Source organism: Nitrosospira multiformis, from assembly GCF_900111585.1.
Classification (GTDB): Bacteria; Pseudomonadota; Gammaproteobacteria; order Burkholderiales; family Nitrosomonadaceae; genus Nitrosospira; species Nitrosospira multiformis_B.
Genome location: NZ_FOHI01000009.1, coordinates 1 through 16058, shown reverse-complemented (window position 1 = coordinate 16058; position 16058 = coordinate 1). Strand labels below are relative to the sequence as shown.

At 53.4% G+C, this 16058-nt stretch carries 15 protein-coding genes; 3 read left to right on the top strand and 12 right to left on the bottom strand.

Going from position 1 to position 16058, the window contains the following annotated elements:
* Positions 1-123: 123 nt before the first annotated feature.
* On the bottom strand, positions 124-2727 hold the full coding sequence (locus tag BMW46_RS12470; protein WP_074709054.1) for a glycosyltransferase family 39 protein: 2604 nt from the start codon (positions 2725-2727) through the stop codon (positions 124-126).
* Between the two features lie 496 nt (positions 2728-3223).
* Between BMW46_RS12470 and BMW46_RS12465 the strand changes: the two genes are divergently transcribed.
* From BMW46_RS12465 to BMW46_RS12455, 3 genes are all read left to right on the top strand, one after another.
* A complete protein-coding gene (locus BMW46_RS12465; protein ID WP_011381082.1) occupies positions 3224-3670 on the top strand; it encodes an exosortase system-associated protein, TIGR04073 family in 447 nt (148 codons plus the stop codon).
* 208 nt (positions 3671-3878) lie between these two features.
* Positions 3879-4949 (top strand): phosphotransferase, encoded by a 1071-nt coding sequence (locus BMW46_RS12460; RefSeq protein WP_074708997.1) that lies wholly within the window; start codon positions 3879-3881, stop codon positions 4947-4949.
* A 474-nt stretch (positions 4950-5423) separates the two neighbouring features.
* Entirely contained in the window at positions 5424-6083 is a 660-nt protein-coding gene (locus tag BMW46_RS12455) for a hypothetical protein (protein WP_074708996.1), read from the top strand.
* A 74-nt stretch (positions 6084-6157) separates the two neighbouring features.
* Here the strand turns inward: BMW46_RS12455 and BMW46_RS12450 are convergent, their stop codons facing one another.
* The 11 genes from BMW46_RS12450 to BMW46_RS12405 form a co-directional block, all read right to left on the bottom strand.
* The gene (locus tag BMW46_RS12450) at positions 6158-6655 is read right to left on the bottom strand and encodes an RcnB family protein (RefSeq protein ID WP_074708995.1); all 498 of its coding nucleotides are present in this window, start codon (positions 6653-6655) and stop codon (positions 6158-6160) included.
* A 48-nt stretch (positions 6656-6703) separates the two neighbouring features.
* Positions 6704-7327: a DsbA family protein gene (locus BMW46_RS12445; RefSeq protein ID WP_074708994.1), complete on the bottom strand. Its 624-nt coding sequence runs from the start codon at positions 7325-7327 to the stop codon at positions 6704-6706.
* 131 nt (positions 7328-7458) lie between these two features.
* The gene (gene typA / locus BMW46_RS12440) at positions 7459-9270 is read right to left on the bottom strand and encodes a translational GTPase TypA (protein WP_074708993.1); all 1812 of its coding nucleotides are present in this window, start codon (positions 9268-9270) and stop codon (positions 7459-7461) included.
* A gap of 308 nt (positions 9271-9578) precedes the next feature.
* The gene (locus tag BMW46_RS12435; RefSeq protein WP_074708992.1) at positions 9579-9878 is read right to left on the bottom strand and encodes a ComEA family DNA-binding protein; all 300 of its coding nucleotides are present in this window, start codon (positions 9876-9878) and stop codon (positions 9579-9581) included.
* Between the two features lie 133 nt (positions 9879-10011).
* The gene (locus tag BMW46_RS12430) at positions 10012-10899 is read right to left on the bottom strand and encodes a hypothetical protein (protein ID WP_074708991.1); all 888 of its coding nucleotides are present in this window, start codon (positions 10897-10899) and stop codon (positions 10012-10014) included.
* Positions 10900-11707: 808 nt separating this feature from the next.
* Positions 11708-12490 carry a cyclic nucleotide-binding domain-containing protein gene (locus tag BMW46_RS12425; RefSeq protein WP_074708990.1) on the bottom strand — a complete coding sequence of 261 codons (783 nt, stop codon included), beginning with the start codon at positions 12488-12490 and terminating at the stop codon, positions 11708-11710.
* Between the two features lie 30 nt (positions 12491-12520).
* Positions 12521-12991: an RrF2 family transcriptional regulator gene (locus tag BMW46_RS12420; RefSeq protein WP_074708989.1), complete on the bottom strand. Its 471-nt coding sequence runs from the start codon at positions 12989-12991 to the stop codon at positions 12521-12523.
* Between the two features lie 52 nt (positions 12992-13043).
* Positions 13044-13895 carry a cytochrome c oxidase subunit 3 gene (locus BMW46_RS12415; protein WP_074708988.1) on the bottom strand — a complete coding sequence of 284 codons (852 nt, stop codon included), beginning with the start codon at positions 13893-13895 and terminating at the stop codon, positions 13044-13046.
* A gap of 53 nt (positions 13896-13948) precedes the next feature.
* Entirely contained in the window at positions 13949-14092 is a 144-nt protein-coding gene (locus tag BMW46_RS15415) for a hypothetical protein (RefSeq protein ID WP_177171089.1), read from the bottom strand.
* A gap of 28 nt (positions 14093-14120) precedes the next feature.
* The gene (gene ctaD, locus BMW46_RS12410) at positions 14121-15713 is read right to left on the bottom strand and encodes a cytochrome c oxidase subunit I (RefSeq protein WP_074708987.1); all 1593 of its coding nucleotides are present in this window, start codon (positions 15711-15713) and stop codon (positions 14121-14123) included.
* Between the two features lie 154 nt (positions 15714-15867).
* Positions 15868-16058 (bottom strand): c-type cytochrome (locus tag BMW46_RS12405; protein ID WP_371113513.1); only part of this gene is annotated, 191 nt, incomplete at its 5' end.

Here is a 16058-nt window from a genome sequence, read left to right as displayed (position 1 = left end):
CCGCATTATGTTTTTGGCATAAATTGTCATGGTAGGAAATGGAGAAAGGAGGCACTCTTACATAGGGCCTGTTAATGGGGTAAGGGGTAAGGCGCAACGCCAGGGAAAATGGAAGGCGAGAGGCTAACGTACCTGAGAACCGGTTGCCGGGAGACCGAGATAACCTTGTGCAACCCGGTAATATATCCCGCGCAGCGTCTTCCCTTCCCGCTCGATCTTCAATTCCCTGATCGGGCCAGGCTGCACCAGCAGCGGAGTAATGTTATCGTTGCCATCGATGTCATGCTCGAGCTGATGCGTTTTCATTCCAAACAGAATAATGGGACGATTCGTCGGGGATTCCGAGGGATACCAGAAATCATACATGGCCGCGCTCTGCAGGAACATGTTGCGTCCGCGAATATCCAGCGGTTCGCTTTTATCGTTATAAAACGACAAGGAACTCGCGACTGACCATTTACTCATCCCCACTATAAGCGGTTTTTTTCCGGTCTGCTGCGCAACTTCTGCCGCAAGCCGTTCGACTTCACGCGTGGTTTCGCGCCAGAAGTAGTGTTCGCTGAAACCCACGTAGGGAATGCCAGGGATGCCCAGGACGACGTAATGTAGTGCCAATGCATAGAGAAACATACAGACTCCTATGGTTGGTTTCCATGCTGCGCGCAAACGGCTTGCCACCTTGCTCCAGCTATCCGTCTGGCCCAACATCCACCCCATTGCCGGCAGAATCGCCAGCCAGACGGGCGCAGTCCAGTGGAATTTCGGCCAGCCGAACAGGCTGAGCCAGAAAAATACCGCGAGCGGCGCAATCGTGAACACCTGCATGAACAGGCGGCGTCTGCGTATCAGGGGGTTGACCGTTCGCTCATGGCGCACAACCAGCGCCATGAATGCTGCAACCAAACCAACCGGCGTCAGGACAAGCAGCATATGAAAGAAAAGCAGGTGCAAGGAAAACTTGCTGCCTATTCCCGTCGCGCGCTGGGACTGGTACATAATGGATGCCCAGTCGTTCTCCATATTCCAGGCAATAACGGGTGTAAACAGCAATAGTGCAAGCGCTGCCGCAAGATAGGGCTCCGGCCGACGCAACCAGCGACGCAAGCCCGGGTCGATCACTACAAACAGCAGTGCTGCAAGACCCAGCAGTCCCAGCGTGTATTTGGACAGAATACCCAGTCCGAATGCAATGCCCATGCCCAGCCAGGCCCATCGCTGGTCCGCTATCAATGCCCGCTCCATGTAGTACAAGGTAGCAGCCCAGGCAGCCATTAACGGAGCATCCGGCGTCATGAGCGTTGCGGTAACAAAGCCAAGGGGCAGCACGGTCAGCAGCAGGACAGCGCGGATACCGGTCGATTTGTCGTAGAGATTCCGCGAGAGGGCGTACAGATAACCTATTGTAATCAGCCCGCAGATGAAGGCGCCTATCCGTACTCCGAACTCGTTGTCACCGAAGATCGAGGTCCCGAACCAGATCAGCCAGGCCACCATGGGCGGATGATCGAAAAAGCTCAGGTCCATGTGCTGCGCGTAATTCCAGTAGTACGCTTCATCCGGAATCAGCTGCGCTATACCGATATAGATCAGGCGCAGCAGTACCGCAAACGCGACGATTCCAAACGAGGCGACGCGCCACCGGACATCCAGGGAGGGCGGATTCTGTTTTACCGGAAATACGTAGAAAACCGAGCCCATATGAATAACGGCAGCCGCGGCCGCAATAGCGGGAAATATCGCCAGCAGTGGCGGCATATGCCAGCCGTGAACGAGGAGAGCCAGCACGCCTCCACGCATCAACAATGCGAACAACCCGACCGTCAGAAAACGCCCGAATTGCGACCACCGCAAGTATCCTTCATGGTTTAGATGAAAAGACCATTTGGAATTGAGCGAATAACTTACCGAGGTAGCGACAAAAAAACTCAGGATATGTGCCAGCGCAAGCCTTGCTCCGCTGCTCAACAACCATTGGAACAGCAGCGCATCGACAAAAACGCCAAATAATCCTGCTGCTGCGGAGCGGCTGGTTATGCCCATTGAAATCGTGCCGCCAGCCAGGGTCATCAGGCGCTGCAAATATGTCCATCGATGTGAAAACGACAGCTTCGACGCCCCGTGAATCCGATCGCGAAAGCAGATCGGCACTTCCACCACCCGAAGCTTGCCCTGCCCTGCCATGAGCAGTTCGAGCAATATCTTGTATCCGCCCGCACGTTCCGCAACAGTTCCTGACAATTCATGGCGGAATGCGAAAAATCCGGAGGTCGCATCATTGATGTCACACAGGGAACGGGCAAGCCAGTTGCCGAGGCGGGACAGCCACTGCCGGTGCAGCGGCCAGCCCTCTGTACTGCCGCCAGGTACATAACGACTCCCGACTGCGACGTCATGACTCCCATCCAATATCGGCGCGATCAGGGCGGGCAATCGCTCGGGCGGATGACTCAAGTCCGCATCCATCACGACAATAACATCTCCTCGCGCCGATACCGCTCCCGCCAGAATTGAACGCGTGAGATCGGGTTTTTCCCGGCGTTCGATCAGTCTTATGTTGCCGCAACTTTCCCATTCGCGGACTTTTTCCGGCGTTCCATCGCATGAGCCATCGTCCACAAAGATGACTTCGAAACTTCCCTCCGGCAAATCAAGCGCGGATAGCCTGGTCAGTAACGGGTCGATGTTGTCGGCCTCGTTGAGTGTGGGAACGATTACCGAAAACTGGATGGAACCTGCCAGGCGGATGCTTGAAGGATGGAGTGATGCCGAGGAAAACGAACGCAAAGACAGGAAGCCGGATGCTTCCGGTGATTTAGGTAAAGAACTCACGTAGCTGCTTTTCTTGTACGGGGACGGGCCACAGTTTCTGCTTGCAATCCGTCAGATGATGGTTTCACAATTACGAAACATGCGGAAGCGTAGCACAATTCGTGCAAGAACGCCTGAATGCTGAATGATTAAGATGACCGGGAAGCACAAATACCGATAAGAATCACATTTGCTGGTTCGACCGCATTTTGAAGCGGACTGCCGCGCTGCGTGAAGCCGGTACATTCGCTGCAGGTGCTGATATCCACAAAAATTCCCGCCTTTAACCAATTTGACCACGCGGCAGATACGACGCCGAGCCTACGAATTTTACATGCCTTTTCCATATTTCTTAGCGGTATGCTAGTATTAAGTTGGAATTAAATTTTTATTTAATCTATTAAGGGAGGTATCGATGAAAAATATGTTGAAAACGCTAATGATACTGTCTGCATTATTATTCGTTTCGCCACAAGCAGCGTTTGCACACAGCTATGCGGAAGGCGTGGGCGACAAGCTTGCGCATGGCCTTGCCAACACAGTCACAGGCATAGGCGAAGTGCCGAAGAACATCATGATAGGAACCAACGAGAAGGGACTTGGCTACGGACTTACCGCTGGCCTGCTTACAGGTATCGTGCACGGTATCGGCCGCACATTGACGGGTGCGGTAGACCTGGTCACATTTGTCATTCCAACCAAACCCCTTATCTATCCCGACTATATCTGGAAAGACTGGGATAGAGAGACACACTATCATCCTGACTGGAAATTGAGCACGGATGAACCCAAGGAAAAATCCTATCGCCAGCCCGCCGGGTCTTATGAGCAGCAGCCACCTGCGGATCAACGTTATCAGTAATTCCTGCTGCTGTCGCATTCCATAGAAAAGGGAGCTTCGGCTCCCTTTTCTATGGGAACCAATGTATTTCTAAATAAATGAATGTGCATACTGCAATTCCTGATCGACCGCAGTCTCTCTGATGCGCCTCAGCAACCTCCCAAAAGAAAATCCGAGTGTACCCCCCCGATTCAACTTCGTCGGGTTCAGTCCCCGCTCCAGCCTGTAAATGAAGCATAATATTCTCGCTCGCCAACTCAGCGATTTGAATGCCGGCTGGGCGCAACGGGTAGTGAATTGTCATTGTTCCCATGTAACGGTATCCAGGGTAGATCTGGTTTCCGTGGATATAGGAACGACGACACGGGTTCGTATTGCGGTTGAACATGATGGTCCGAGGACGATCTCACGCAAGTGGTTTGTAAAATTACCTTCGCTGGCCTGGCGGCCAAGGCTGATTACTGCGTTGCCAGGGTTGCTTCATACTGAAACCCGCTTCTACAATGAAACGGCGCAGGCGGTGCCTATTGCCGTACCCGGTTTTCTCGCGGGTCAGAGTAAACCTGGTAAGGGTGCGACGCTGGTTTTGAATGATGTGACTGAATCCGGCGCTACTGCCGGCAACCCCGACGATGCACTGACGCCTGATCGCGCCGCACTTGTCATCAAGCAGTTGGCCCGGCTGCATGCCCGCTTCTGGAACAAATTCGATCTCATGCAGAAATATGCCTGGCTGGCGGGTCCCATACGCCAACTCGAAGATCACCTGGGGACTGCGCTTGCCGTTCCGTTAATGAAGCGGGGGCTCCGGCAGGCGGAAAAACTCATACCTTCGCTGCTTCATGCACCCGCTATAAATTATGCTCGCCAGCGCCGGCGCGCCATGCGCTTTCTTTCGGGGCGACCGCAAACACTCGTTCATCATGATTGTCACCCCGGCAACCTGTTCTGGAGCCAATCTCAACCGGGTCTTCTTGACTGGCAACTCGTGCGTTTTGGCGAAGGCATTAGCGATGTCGCTTATTTTCTTGCTACCGCTCTTACGCCCGAGGTGCGGCGAAATCATGAGGCAAATCTGTTGACTATCTATGCCGAAGAGCTCACCAACAGTGGTATCGAAAACATTGACAGCGAGATATTGAAGCAGAGATACCGTGCTCACCTCGTTTATCCGTTCGAAGCAATGGTGGTGTCGCTTGCTGTCGGCGGAATGATAAAACCGGAAACCAACCGCGAATTGATTCGTCGCGTCGCCACCGCTGTGAACGACCTCGATGCTTTTGCGGCAATCCCGCTATAACCCCCTGCTGTCTGGAATAAAATTAGTGGCATCCAGAGAACTGCATAGGCAAAAGACGGTCGTTCTGTAATAACGAAGAGTTCTTGAGGAAAACCTCGATGTCATTTCTCCAAGATTGGAAATACGTTGATTTATAATATTATTGCCTTGAAAAATCTGGATACCTATTTTTGCGGGCATGACGATGTCTTGATAGGCCCGACACCATAATTCCCGCCCCAGCGTTCGCAGAGGGGGAGTTCAGGAATAACCCATGGAAGAACTGAAAGAAGTTGGTAAATGAAGTTTTAATTCCTTAAACCAATGGTAGCAATCTTTTAGAGCCTTGACTGCTAACTTAGTCCGGCAGCAGAGCGCTATAACCGGAAACTCTGCATATTGCAATTTCACTTTTGCCGCTCCCTTGTCTCTGGAAATTTACGTTACACTGTCTGCACTCAGGGCAGCAGTTCAATCCTTCAGCCTCCAGACATCATGAATGACGATCTCAACAGCAGGCTCGAAGCAATCGATGCGGATTGCGAAAGAGCAGCTAAAGCGGAACTTGACAGACTATTCGAGACGGGGCCTTCCACCGGTTCAACTTCACGCGGTCCATCTCCTCAAGCTGCGGAAGCGATCTGGCTCAGGCTGATCGGATGCAAGGAGCAGGAGTTCATACAGGAAATAAGGACTGCGAAACAGAAGAAGATCGATGGGAAATCTATGGACTCGGCCGGGGGAGCGAAGTCTGTGGAGAAAGCAATCAATGATCTATTGGCGGATGAACGATACCTCGCACGCATGCGCGAGTTTTATGCACAGGCGGCTGGGGAAACAGTTTCGGAAACTTCGCAAGCGCAAGCAAAGCGCCTGGATCTTATCGATACCACTTATCGAACGGGGATCGAGAATGCGCTGCGGCGAGCGCGGGAGAACGTTCTCGCCGAACTGAGCTTGAACCGCGCAAGCAAGGAGGACGATGCCGCTTTTCTCTCGCAATGGAAACAATACTCGACTCTGAGTCCCTGGCGAGCAATCTGGACAATCGTCCTGCTAAGCTTGACGTCATATCTTATCGCCTTCATCATTGCCAGCGAGGCGTTTAGAGCGCTATTGGAGCGCTTTGGCTGGTCTACCGGGTCGGGGATGTGAAAAATAGCCGACGGAATCCTACATAACCGGAGCAATCCCGAGCGATATCGATCCCCCTCGAACTGCAAGCGCTGCTACATTGCATTCAAATCCTGGATTGCATCGATGACCATTCCGGTTCCCACCGCAATCAGGAGTATGTCGATTCCCACCCGAACGTAACGGTAGCCCGGAGCAGGATAGCCCAGTTGCTGCAGCAAAACGGGAGGCAAGTCATAAAAAATAACCTCGCGGGGTAACGGATAACCCGTTCTCCATCTCTTCGCCTGTCCCGGCGGCATGCAACCGTTATATTTTTTTGCCAAACCGGGCGGACAGTGGCCATGTTGAAAACGCGGTGCATAATAGTTGTGAGCAATGGCGCGTTGCCGGTCATCAAAATAGTAATGGCCGTGGCTGTTGCCACCTCTGTGGTTTTTCCCGTCCTTGCCTTTGTTCCACTTTTTTCCTTCGTGACCGTGCCGACCAGGATGATCGTCATCTCTCCACTTATCAGCCAATACAGGCGGGGAGATCAAAAACATCGAGAGAGCAAAAGCCGGAGCCAGGAATGCCAGAAGTATTTTTTGCATAATTATCCGGGGAAATCATAAGTTTTGCGGCGCGAAGGCTCGCAACGATCAATTCTCGAGCCAACTGTCCAGTCTCGGGCGGAAATCTTCAAATGAACAATAGCCTCTGGTCAATACCGCGTAATCCGTGTTCTCCTGCCCGACCACAGCGGGAAACCCGTGCACGCCCCACTGGCGGACCTTTTGAAAATGGACAAGCGTCAATTCCTTTACGGCTTCGGATTCGAATACCTGAGAGAAAAGCCGTGCATCCAGTCCTGCAACAACAGCCAATCGTTCCAGTACCTCTTGCCGGGTCACATCCTGTTGATCGACATAAAACGCAGACTGAATGATCTTGAAAAATGGGAATACGGCATCGTGACTGATCCGGGAAGCGGCGATAACTGCACGGCTTGCAGGCTCCGTATCGTAGATAAAGCCTTCCGGCATCGCGCCTTCGAAGCTGAACGGCTGTCCTGTTGCACGCTGCACGGCATGCCAGTGATGGAGTATTTCCTCACGCTGTTGAGGAGGCAGGGGAGTTTTGGTCCCGGCGCGCAATCCGCCCAGCAATAACTCCATCCTCAGGCGATCGCCATACTCCTGTCGGGTTCTCTCGATCACCGGCGAAAATCCCCAGCACCAGGAACACATCGGATCGGCGATATACCAGAGGATTTTTTCGTTCATGAGGGTAACACCCGAGATCGCTTCGACTGATCGGGTTCAGGAAAGCAATGTTCTAGTCGCGCTCTGAACCGCCGCGCGTCTTTTTCCGGTTGAACGTCACTCACCGGAAGAAAACGGAGAAAGAAACCGGCTTACGCCGCGCGAGCCGCTTTCCTGCGTTCGTGCTCCTGCAACAGGCGCTTGCGGATGCGAATGGTTTTAGGCGTAATCTCCACGAGTTCATCATCCGCGATGAATTCGATAGCCGATTCCAGGGTGAGCTGGATGGGCGGCGTCAGAACGACGGCTTCATCAGTTCCCGATGCTCGTATATTCGTGAGTTGCTTGCCTTTGATAGGATTGACCACCAGATCGTTGTCGCGGCTGTGAATACCGATCACCATTCCTTCATACAGGCGCTCGCCCGGGCTGACAAACATGCGTCCACGTTCCTGCAATTTCCACAGAGCGTACGCCACCGCTTCACCCTGCTCGGCGGATATCAGAACCCCATTGCGACGTGCGGTTATTTCAGGCCGCATGGGCGCGTATTCGTCGAATACATGACTCATGAGACCCGTGCCCCGCGTCATGGTCATGAATTCGGATTGAAAGCCGATCAGGCCTCGGGCAGGAATGCGGTAATCGAGTCTCACTCTCCCGCGCTCATCGGAAACCATATCCTGCAGATCGCCACGCCGCGCACCCAGCGCCTCCATCACCCCGCCCTGATGCGCCTCCTCAACATCAACCGTAAGCATCTCAAAGGGCTCGCATTTGACGCCGTCAATCTCGCGAATCACGACATGGGGCCGCGACACCGCCAGTTCATAGCCTTCGCGCCGCATGTTCTCCAGCAGAATGGTGAGATGCAATTCGCCCCGGCCTGAAACCAGGAAAGAGTCGGTATCCTTGGTTTCCTCCAACTTCATGGCAACATTGGTCAGCAACTCCTTTTCCAGGCGTTCGCGCAGTTGCCGGCTGGTGACAAATTTCCCTTCCTTTCCTGCAAAAGGTGAAGTATTCACCTGAAAATTCATTGTGAGCGTAGGCTCGTCCACGGCAAGCATGGGCAATGCCTCAGGCTCGTCGATATCGGCAAGCGTCGCGCCGATACTCAGCTCTTCGACACCATTGATGAGGACGATGTCACCCGCCAACGCCTCGGCGAGCTGGACGCGTTCAATGCCCCGGAAGCCCAGAACCTGGTTGACCCGAGCTTTCCTGGGCGGATTGCTCCCCGCCAACACAGTGACATCCTGACCGGGTTTAAGTCTTCCACGATTGATGCGTCCAATACCGATGCGTCCCACGAAACTGGAATAATCCAGCGCGCTGATCTGTAATTGCAGTGGACCATCGATATCCTCCACCGGCGCTCTGACATGACTGAGGATCGTGTCGAAAAGCGGGCGCATATTGATGCCCGGCTGTTTCAGGTCAAGCGTGGCGTAACCGTTGAGTGCCGAAGCATACACAACCGGAAAATCAAGCTGTTCTTCACTTGCGCCAAGCTTGTCGAACAGATCGAAGGTCTGGTTTACCACCCAATCCGGCCGTGCGCCGGGCCGATCGACCTTGTTGATGACGACGATCGGACGCAATCCCAGCGAAAGCGCCTTCCTGGTAACAAAGCGCGTCTGCGGCATCGGACCTTCCACTGCATCCACCAGCAACAGCACTCCATCCACCATGGATAAGACACGCTCCACTTCACCCCCGAAATCGGCATGACCCGGCGTATCCACGATATTGATATGCACGCCTTCGTAATCGGCTGCGCAATTCTTTGCAAGGATAGTGATGCCGCGCTCGCGCTCGATATCATTGGAATCCATCACGCGTTCGGCGATGTGCTGATGTGCCGCGAAGGAGCCGGCCTGATGCAGCAGTTTGTCCACCAGTGTCGTCTTTCCATGATCGACGTGAGCGATTATGGCGATATTGCGGAGGGAACGAGACATAAAGGTTCGTAGGCTTACAATGTCAAAAGGGGCGGAATTATAACAGGTCGATGAGTGACATGCATGCTGACATCGGGGTGCTCATGAAGTTCCAAGGTGTCGCTACCCTGGAAAATTTTCATGCCTTGAATCCAGATGTAAAAAGCAGGCGGGAGATAAACAAAAACCCGCGCGAGCGGGTCTTTGTCAAGCAGCGATCGTGCCGGCAGGTTTATGCATTTCCAGTACGGCTATGCCCTGCTGCCTGTCCTTCCTACCAGCCATCTCCATTATCTATCGCATTATCGCAATCTAATATTGCGGCAACATTACTTACCCGCAGGCTTTGCTCCCACCTTCAGAACGGTCGGTCCGGCGACTGAAACATCCTTGTAGAGCTGCTTCATATCCAGATAACGGGGATTGATGCCATCTACCTTTGTCAGGTCCTCCGCCGTCCTGAATTTGCCCGCCTTCGACCGGTATTCGATGATCGCCCTGGCTTTGGCGGAAGTAATACCGCTCAAGGTCTGAAGCTCTTGCTGGGTAGCGGTATTGATATTGACAGCGGCATGAACACTGCCTGCGAAGATCAGCGGTGCTGAAATAATGATGAGCAGTTTGCGCATGGTTTTCTCCTCTTTGTATGAATGAACTGCGGTTGCACGACATTCGGGTAGACTGCCCGAATTTTTTCAACACCCCGATCTGGCAGGAGGCAGGTTTAAACCCGTACGATATTGAGGCTGACAATCGACCTCCCTAGAAACCCATTCCAATGTAGCCCCCGCCAGTCATGCCATCGATCTTGACGCCATCGGTTCTGCCACTGGTCAGGTGATAGCGGCCATCGATACCGACAAAGAAGTTTTTCCAAATCTGATAGTCGGCCCCGACACCGAACATGACGCCGGGAATCAATACCGTGATGGATTCGGAAGGCGGACTGATCACATGGAGGCCGAGACCTGCGGGAATGATCCAGGGCCTGAAGCGGGAGCCCTCGAAAAACTTGATCTTGGGTGCCGCCGTCAAGGTGAACTGACTGATATTCACGCCGGAGCCGGGGGGAGGAAGCGCACTACTGGCTACCTTGCTGCCGAATTCCTTGTATTCGAACATGACTTCCGAGAGGACACTGGTGTTTGGCATCAGACCCCAGACATCGTTTGTCAGATTGAAATCCAGCCCCGCGCCGATATACCAGGCATCCCGGTCCGCCTGCCCTCCGGGGCCACCAGCTCCACCGCTTTGAATGGATACTCCGTTACGAAGATCGTTGCTGCGCCCATAGCCACCCCGAAAAAAAACCATGTGGGCTTTTTGATCTGGAGTTCTTTCGAATGAGGACCCACTCTCTTCGATTTTCGCAATCTTTTGCGCGTCCACCGCCTGGCGTTTTTCTATCGACGTCGATTTCTGCTCGATCTGCATCAGCCTCTGCGCTTCTCGCGCGGATTCCGCTTTCACCTGGTTCAGCTCTTTTCGAACGGCTTGCAGACTCGCCTCCAGCTGTCTGAGTTGCTGCTCCAATGCTTGCGTTCTCGCATCCTGGGCGGAAGCCGCGGGTGCAGCCACAGATATGACAATAGCAATCGAAGCAGCAGAAACGGCAGCAGTCGTTTGCATCTTGTCAAAAAAATATTTCATCTAATTTCCTCCATGGTTGTTGTCGAATTTTGCTGACTCCCCGTTTCCCGGAAGCAGGAAAAGATGCGCGGAAGGTCCGGGGGAGCGGTGGACACTCCTGCGCTGCGCTCTGCCATCTACCCTCCGCTGCGATGCGGATCGCGCTCCTGACGATAGCAACAGACTCTCGCGGTGATTCCGGGGAAGACTGGATGAGAATGCAGGAAAGAGGACGGACAACCGCATCGGACGGGTTATCTGAGCTTCGAGTCAGGAAATATGGATAATCGGATTTCATATCGCGAAAGCATGATATGTCTTGCCCTCCAAAAAAAAGTTGATGAATGTCATGTTCTGGTTGTTTTCCCGGAACCTCTATGCCATTAGGTTTCTTTCTCGTTGCCCTCACTACCGCTCACTACCTTTTCACATGGCTGTATCCGCCTTTGGGCTCTGCCTTCGCAGAACCAATAATGCTTTCGTCATCATGATAAAAAGATATCCGGGCCGGAACGGACTGAATCGGGCAGAAAAATGTTCTGCCTCTAAATGAGGCAGGCAAACGGGAATCCCAAGCAGGAATCCCAAACGGGAATCCCAAACGGGAAGACAGAAGAAGCGCAGGAGCTTCCGGGGCTGGAGACGAGATGACTGGAAACGGTATCGCCCCCGGCCATCAACCCGGAATCAGCTTGAACAAATGGTGGAGTTGCCCGGTGGTATTGATGGTGAATCAGAAAAAAGCGGAAAGAAGGTGATCTCCGCCGAGCGGGGGACTGGCAGGGTCAACTCTGCAAAACCCGGCCAACCTGCCTGGGGTCACTTCACTTCACGAGTAAAGAGAGGCGACGTTGGTTTGCCTCAAGGGTCTTTGGTTGGCAATCTGCTCAAGCCGCTTGATATCCTTGAGTTTGACATTACGGTATTCACTGCTGATGAGGCCGTCGTCCTGAAACCGGGCAAATATGCGACAGACCGTCTCTTCCGCAATGCCGAGATAATTACCGATATCGCTACGGGACATGCACAAGGTGAATTCGGTGGCCGAACAATGCCGCTTTTCAAATTGCCTGGACAAGTTGAGCAGAAAGATGGCGATCCGCTCCTCGGCATTGTGTTTACCGAGCAGGAGCAGCAATTCCTGACCGTGATGGATTTCGGCACTCATGATTTTGAGAATTTCATACTGAATGGCCGGATCCTTCTTGGCCAGTTCTTCGAAACGCTCGACAGAAACCTCACATACGGAGGTCACTCCCATCGCCCTCGCTTCGCATTTATGCTCCCGATTACTGATGGCATTCAGTCCCAGCAGTTCCCCGGCTGTATGAAAACCCATCACCTGAACCTCTCCATCCTCGGTGCTCACGCAGGTTTTGACCGATCCGCCGCGAATGACATAGATATACTCCAGCGGCTGGCCCATACGGTAAAGCACCTCTCCACGCTTGAATACCTGTTTCTTTTTTACCACGCGCTCAAGCAGGGATGAATCGCCGGTTTTGAGCCAGAGGGACATACAAAGGTGATACGCCCCGCAATTCTTGCAATCACTGGGTACATCCGCGTGCTCCGTGGAGGAAGGGATCAGCTTGAGTGCGTGTTTTGACATGTAAGAACCTATAGGCAATAAATTGGATGGCTATGCCGGCAACTCGATGTTGCCGAGAACCGCTCCGGGAAAATCCGTTAACTGATACTTGCCGCTTACCACCATCGCAGCTAGGGTATCCAGCGTCTGGCCTTGCAGAAGTTTCACGATTTCCTGCTTGATTGGCCACCATTTTGCGTGCATGGGACAAGCGGTGGTGTCGCTGCAAACTTTCAGCCCCAGAACGCACTCCTCCGTAAATCCCGGGCCCTCGGTGATCCTGACAATCTGCATCAGGTTAATCTTGTCACTGCTTTCCCGCAAGCAGAACCCCCCCTGCTTTCCGCGAAAAGAATACAAAAGGTTGCCCTTGCATAACTCCTGCAGAATCTTTGCGAGATAAGTAGGCGGCGACCTCAGGTATTCCGCTATTGTGCGATTCAGCACAGCCACCCCGGGAGGCTGGGTTGCCATGTAGATATGCGCCTGAATGGCATATTGGGTCGTACGCGAAAGAATCATCGAGAACCGGAGAAAATACGGCGAATATTTAGAATTTTTTTAAGACTAATTCCTATATCAGCCAGTAAACAAATATGAACAGGCCCAGCCAGACGACGTCCACGAAGTGCCAGTACCAGGCGACGCCTTCAAAGCCGAAGTGATTCTCGGGTGAAAAGTGGCCCTTCAGCACACGGCACCAGATGACGAACAGCATGATGGAACCCAACGTTACATGAAAACCGTGGAAGCCGGTCAGCATGAAAAACGAGGCGCCATAGGCTCCGGTGGAGAGCTTGAGGTTCATCTCCGAGTAGGCGTGGCTGTATTCGTAAGCCTGCAGGCCCACGAACAGGAATCCCAGGGCGAACGTGAGGAACAACCCTAATTTGAGCTGCCCGCGCTTGTTCAGCTTCAGTGCCCAGTGCGCCCAAGTGACTGTCACGCCCGAGGTCAGCAGGATCAGGGTATTGAGCGCGGGGAGACCCCAGGGGCCCATGGGCATGAATTTCTCCTGGATGCCGGGACCGGCAGTGGGCCAGTCGGCGGTGAAGTCCGGCCACAGTATTTTGTTGTCCAGGTCGGCAAGATCCGGTATGGAATGCAGGCGCATGTAGTACAGCGCGCCAAAAAAAGCCCCGAAAAACATGACTTCCGAGAAGATGAACCAGCTCATCCCCCAGCGGAAGGATTTATCGACCTGCTTGTTGAATTTGCCGCTCTCGCTTTCACCGGCCACGGTGCCAAACCAGCCAAACATCATGTAGACGAGTATGGCAAAGCCCGTTGCCAGCAATCCGTAACCCAGGGGAAGCCGGTTGACGGAAAATGCAGCGCCGAAGCCCATGAATAACAGTGCGATCGCACCGGTTATCGGCCAGGGTGACGGCGCCGGAACGTAGTAATGACTCGCTTCTTGACTCACTTTTTTCTCTCTTTATAGTTAATCGATAGGATGCCGAATGGTTTCGACAGCAGCTATTGCCAAAAATATTGCATAAGGGGCACCACCAGAGAGAAAGCCAGCGCATATAAAGCCGTTCTGATTGCTGCAAGCTTCCTCTCGATCTCCTCGTCTTCCGACAGGCTTAGGGGCTGCGACATATCCATATTTTTCGACATGACGATCTCCTGTTTATCGATTAGCGGGTTATTTCACGAGCGGCGGCGTTTCAAAAGTGTGATACGGCGCCGGCGAGGGCAAGGTCCACTCCAGTGTTTTTGCACCCTCCCATGGTCTTTGCGGCGCCTTCGCCCCCCCACAAATGCACTTCAGCACCACATACAGGAACAACAACTGGGTCGTACCGAATCCGAATGCTCCAATGCTGGAAATCATGTTGAAGTCCGCAAATTGCAGCGCATAGTCGGGAATACGGCGCGGCATGCCGGCGAGTCCGAGGAAGTGCTGCACGAAGAAGGTGAGGTTGAAGAAGAACATCGACAGCCAGAAATGCCATTTGCCCAGCGTCTCGTCATACATGTGACCCGTCCACTTCGGCAGCCAGTAGTACGCCCCGGCGAAGATGGCAAAGAGCGAACCGGATACCAGCACGTAGTGGAAGTGCGCGATTACATAGTAGGTATCCTGCACCTGCACATCGATCGGGACAATGGCGCAGACCACGCCGCTGAAACCCCCGATGACGAACAGGAAAATGAAGCCGATGGAAAACAGCATGGGCGTCTCGAAAGTCATGGAGCCGCGCCACATCGTGGCGGTCCAGTTGAACACTTTCACGCCAGTCGGCACCGCGATCAGCATGGTGCCATACATGAAAAACAGCTGTCCTACCGCCGGCATGCCCGCAGTGAACATATGATGCGCCCAGACGATGCAGGAAAGAATGGCGATGGAAGCAGTTGCATACACCATCGAGGAATAACCGAACAGCGGCTTGCGGGAAAAAGTGGGAATCACCTCGGAGACAATGCCGAATGACGGCAGGATCATGATGTAGACTTCCGGGTGCCCGAAGAACCAGAAAACATGCTGGAACAGCACTGGATCACCCCCGCCCGCCGCATTGAAGAAATTGGTACCAAAATTGCGGTCGGTCAGCAGCATGGTCACCACACCCGCCAGCACCGGCATGACCAGCACCAGCAGATAAGCGGTAATCAGCCAGGTCCACACGAACATGGGCATCTTCATCAGCGTCATGCCAGGCGCGCGCATGTTGAGAATGGTGGTGATGATGTTGATCGAGCCCATGATGGAGGAAGCACCGAGTATATGGATGGCAAAAATCATCATGTCCATCCCGATGCCCATTTGCACTGACAGCGGAGGATAAAAAGTCCAGCCCCCGGCAGCAGCGCCGCCGGGCGCGAAGAAAGAAGTGATGAGCAACAATGCTGCGGGAGGAAGCAGCCAGAAGCTCCAGTTATTCATTCGCGCAAAGGCCATGTCCGGGGCGCCGATCATCATCGGTATCTGCCAGTTGGCAAAACCGACGAAGGCCGGCATGATGGCGCCGAATACCATTATCAATCCGTGCATGGTGGTGAGCTGGTTGAAAAATTCGGGATTGACGATCTGCAAGCCCGGCTGAAAAAGTTCGGCCCGAATGGTCAGCGCCATCACGCCCCCTGTCAGGAACATGATGAAACTGAACCAGAGATAAAGCGTACCGATATCCTTGTGATTCGTGGTGGTCAGCCACCGCATCAGGCCGGTGAGGTGGTGGTCGTGCGCGTGATCGGCGCCATGCACGACATCGTGATCAGGTATTGCTGCCATGGTTTCTCCTGGATGCTGTTTCTTGAATATTTTTGATATCTCTGTCGACTGTTATCCCAACTCATCAAAGGAGGATAGCGATCGCTCTGTCATCCTGCTGCAATGCCCTGTTGGGCAACATCGAATACGCAGGTTCATGATTTCTCCTTAACTATTACTTGAGTTGATTGATTTCGGATGGCTGGACGGCATCGCCTGTCGAATTGCCGAAGGAATTGCGCTGGTAGGTGATCACCGAGGCAATATCCATGTCCGACAGATGCTTGAATGGCGCCATTGCCGTGCCGCTCTTGCCATTCATGACGATGTTGATGTGGCCATCCTTGGGCCCGGTGGCAACTTTCG

Bases quoted from the DNA above. Each gene is read 5' to 3' on its own strand.
- BMW46_RS15415 (WP_177171089.1), bottom strand. From the start codon at position 14,092: ATGTCGAAAAATATGGATATGTCGCAGCCCCTAAGCCTGTCGGAAGAC.
- BMW46_RS12435 (WP_074708992.1), bottom strand. From the start codon at position 9,878: ATGCGCAAACTGCTCATCATTATTTCAGCACCGCTGATCTTCGCAGGC.
- BMW46_RS12465 (WP_011381082.1), top strand. From the start codon at position 3,224: ATGAAAAATATGTTGAAAACGCTAATGATACTGTCTGCATTATTATTC.
- typA (WP_074708993.1), bottom strand. From the start codon at position 9,270: ATGTCTCGTTCCCTCCGCAATATCGCCATAATCGCTCACGTCGATCAT.
- BMW46_RS12425 (WP_074708990.1), bottom strand. From the start codon at position 12,490: ATGTCAAAACACGCACTCAAGCTGATCCCTTCCTCCACGGAGCACGCG.
- ctaD (WP_074708987.1), bottom strand. From the start codon at position 15,713: ATGGCAGCAATACCTGATCACGATGTCGTGCATGGCGCCGATCACGCG.
- BMW46_RS12420 (WP_074708989.1), bottom strand. From the start codon at position 12,991: ATGATTCTTTCGCGTACGACCCAATATGCCATTCAGGCGCATATCTAC.
- BMW46_RS12445 (WP_074708994.1), bottom strand. From the start codon at position 7,327: ATGAACGAAAAAATCCTCTGGTATATCGCCGATCCGATGTGTTCCTGG.
- BMW46_RS12450 (WP_074708995.1), bottom strand. From the start codon at position 6,655: ATGCAAAAAATACTTCTGGCATTCCTGGCTCCGGCTTTTGCTCTCTCG.
- BMW46_RS12460 (WP_074708997.1), top strand. From the start codon at position 3,879: ATGAAGCATAATATTCTCGCTCGCCAACTCAGCGATTTGAATGCCGGC.
- BMW46_RS12455 (WP_074708996.1), top strand. From the start codon at position 5,424: ATGAATGACGATCTCAACAGCAGGCTCGAAGCAATCGATGCGGATTGC.
- BMW46_RS12430 (WP_074708991.1), bottom strand. From the start codon at position 10,899: ATGAAATATTTTTTTGACAAGATGCAAACGACTGCTGCCGTTTCTGCT.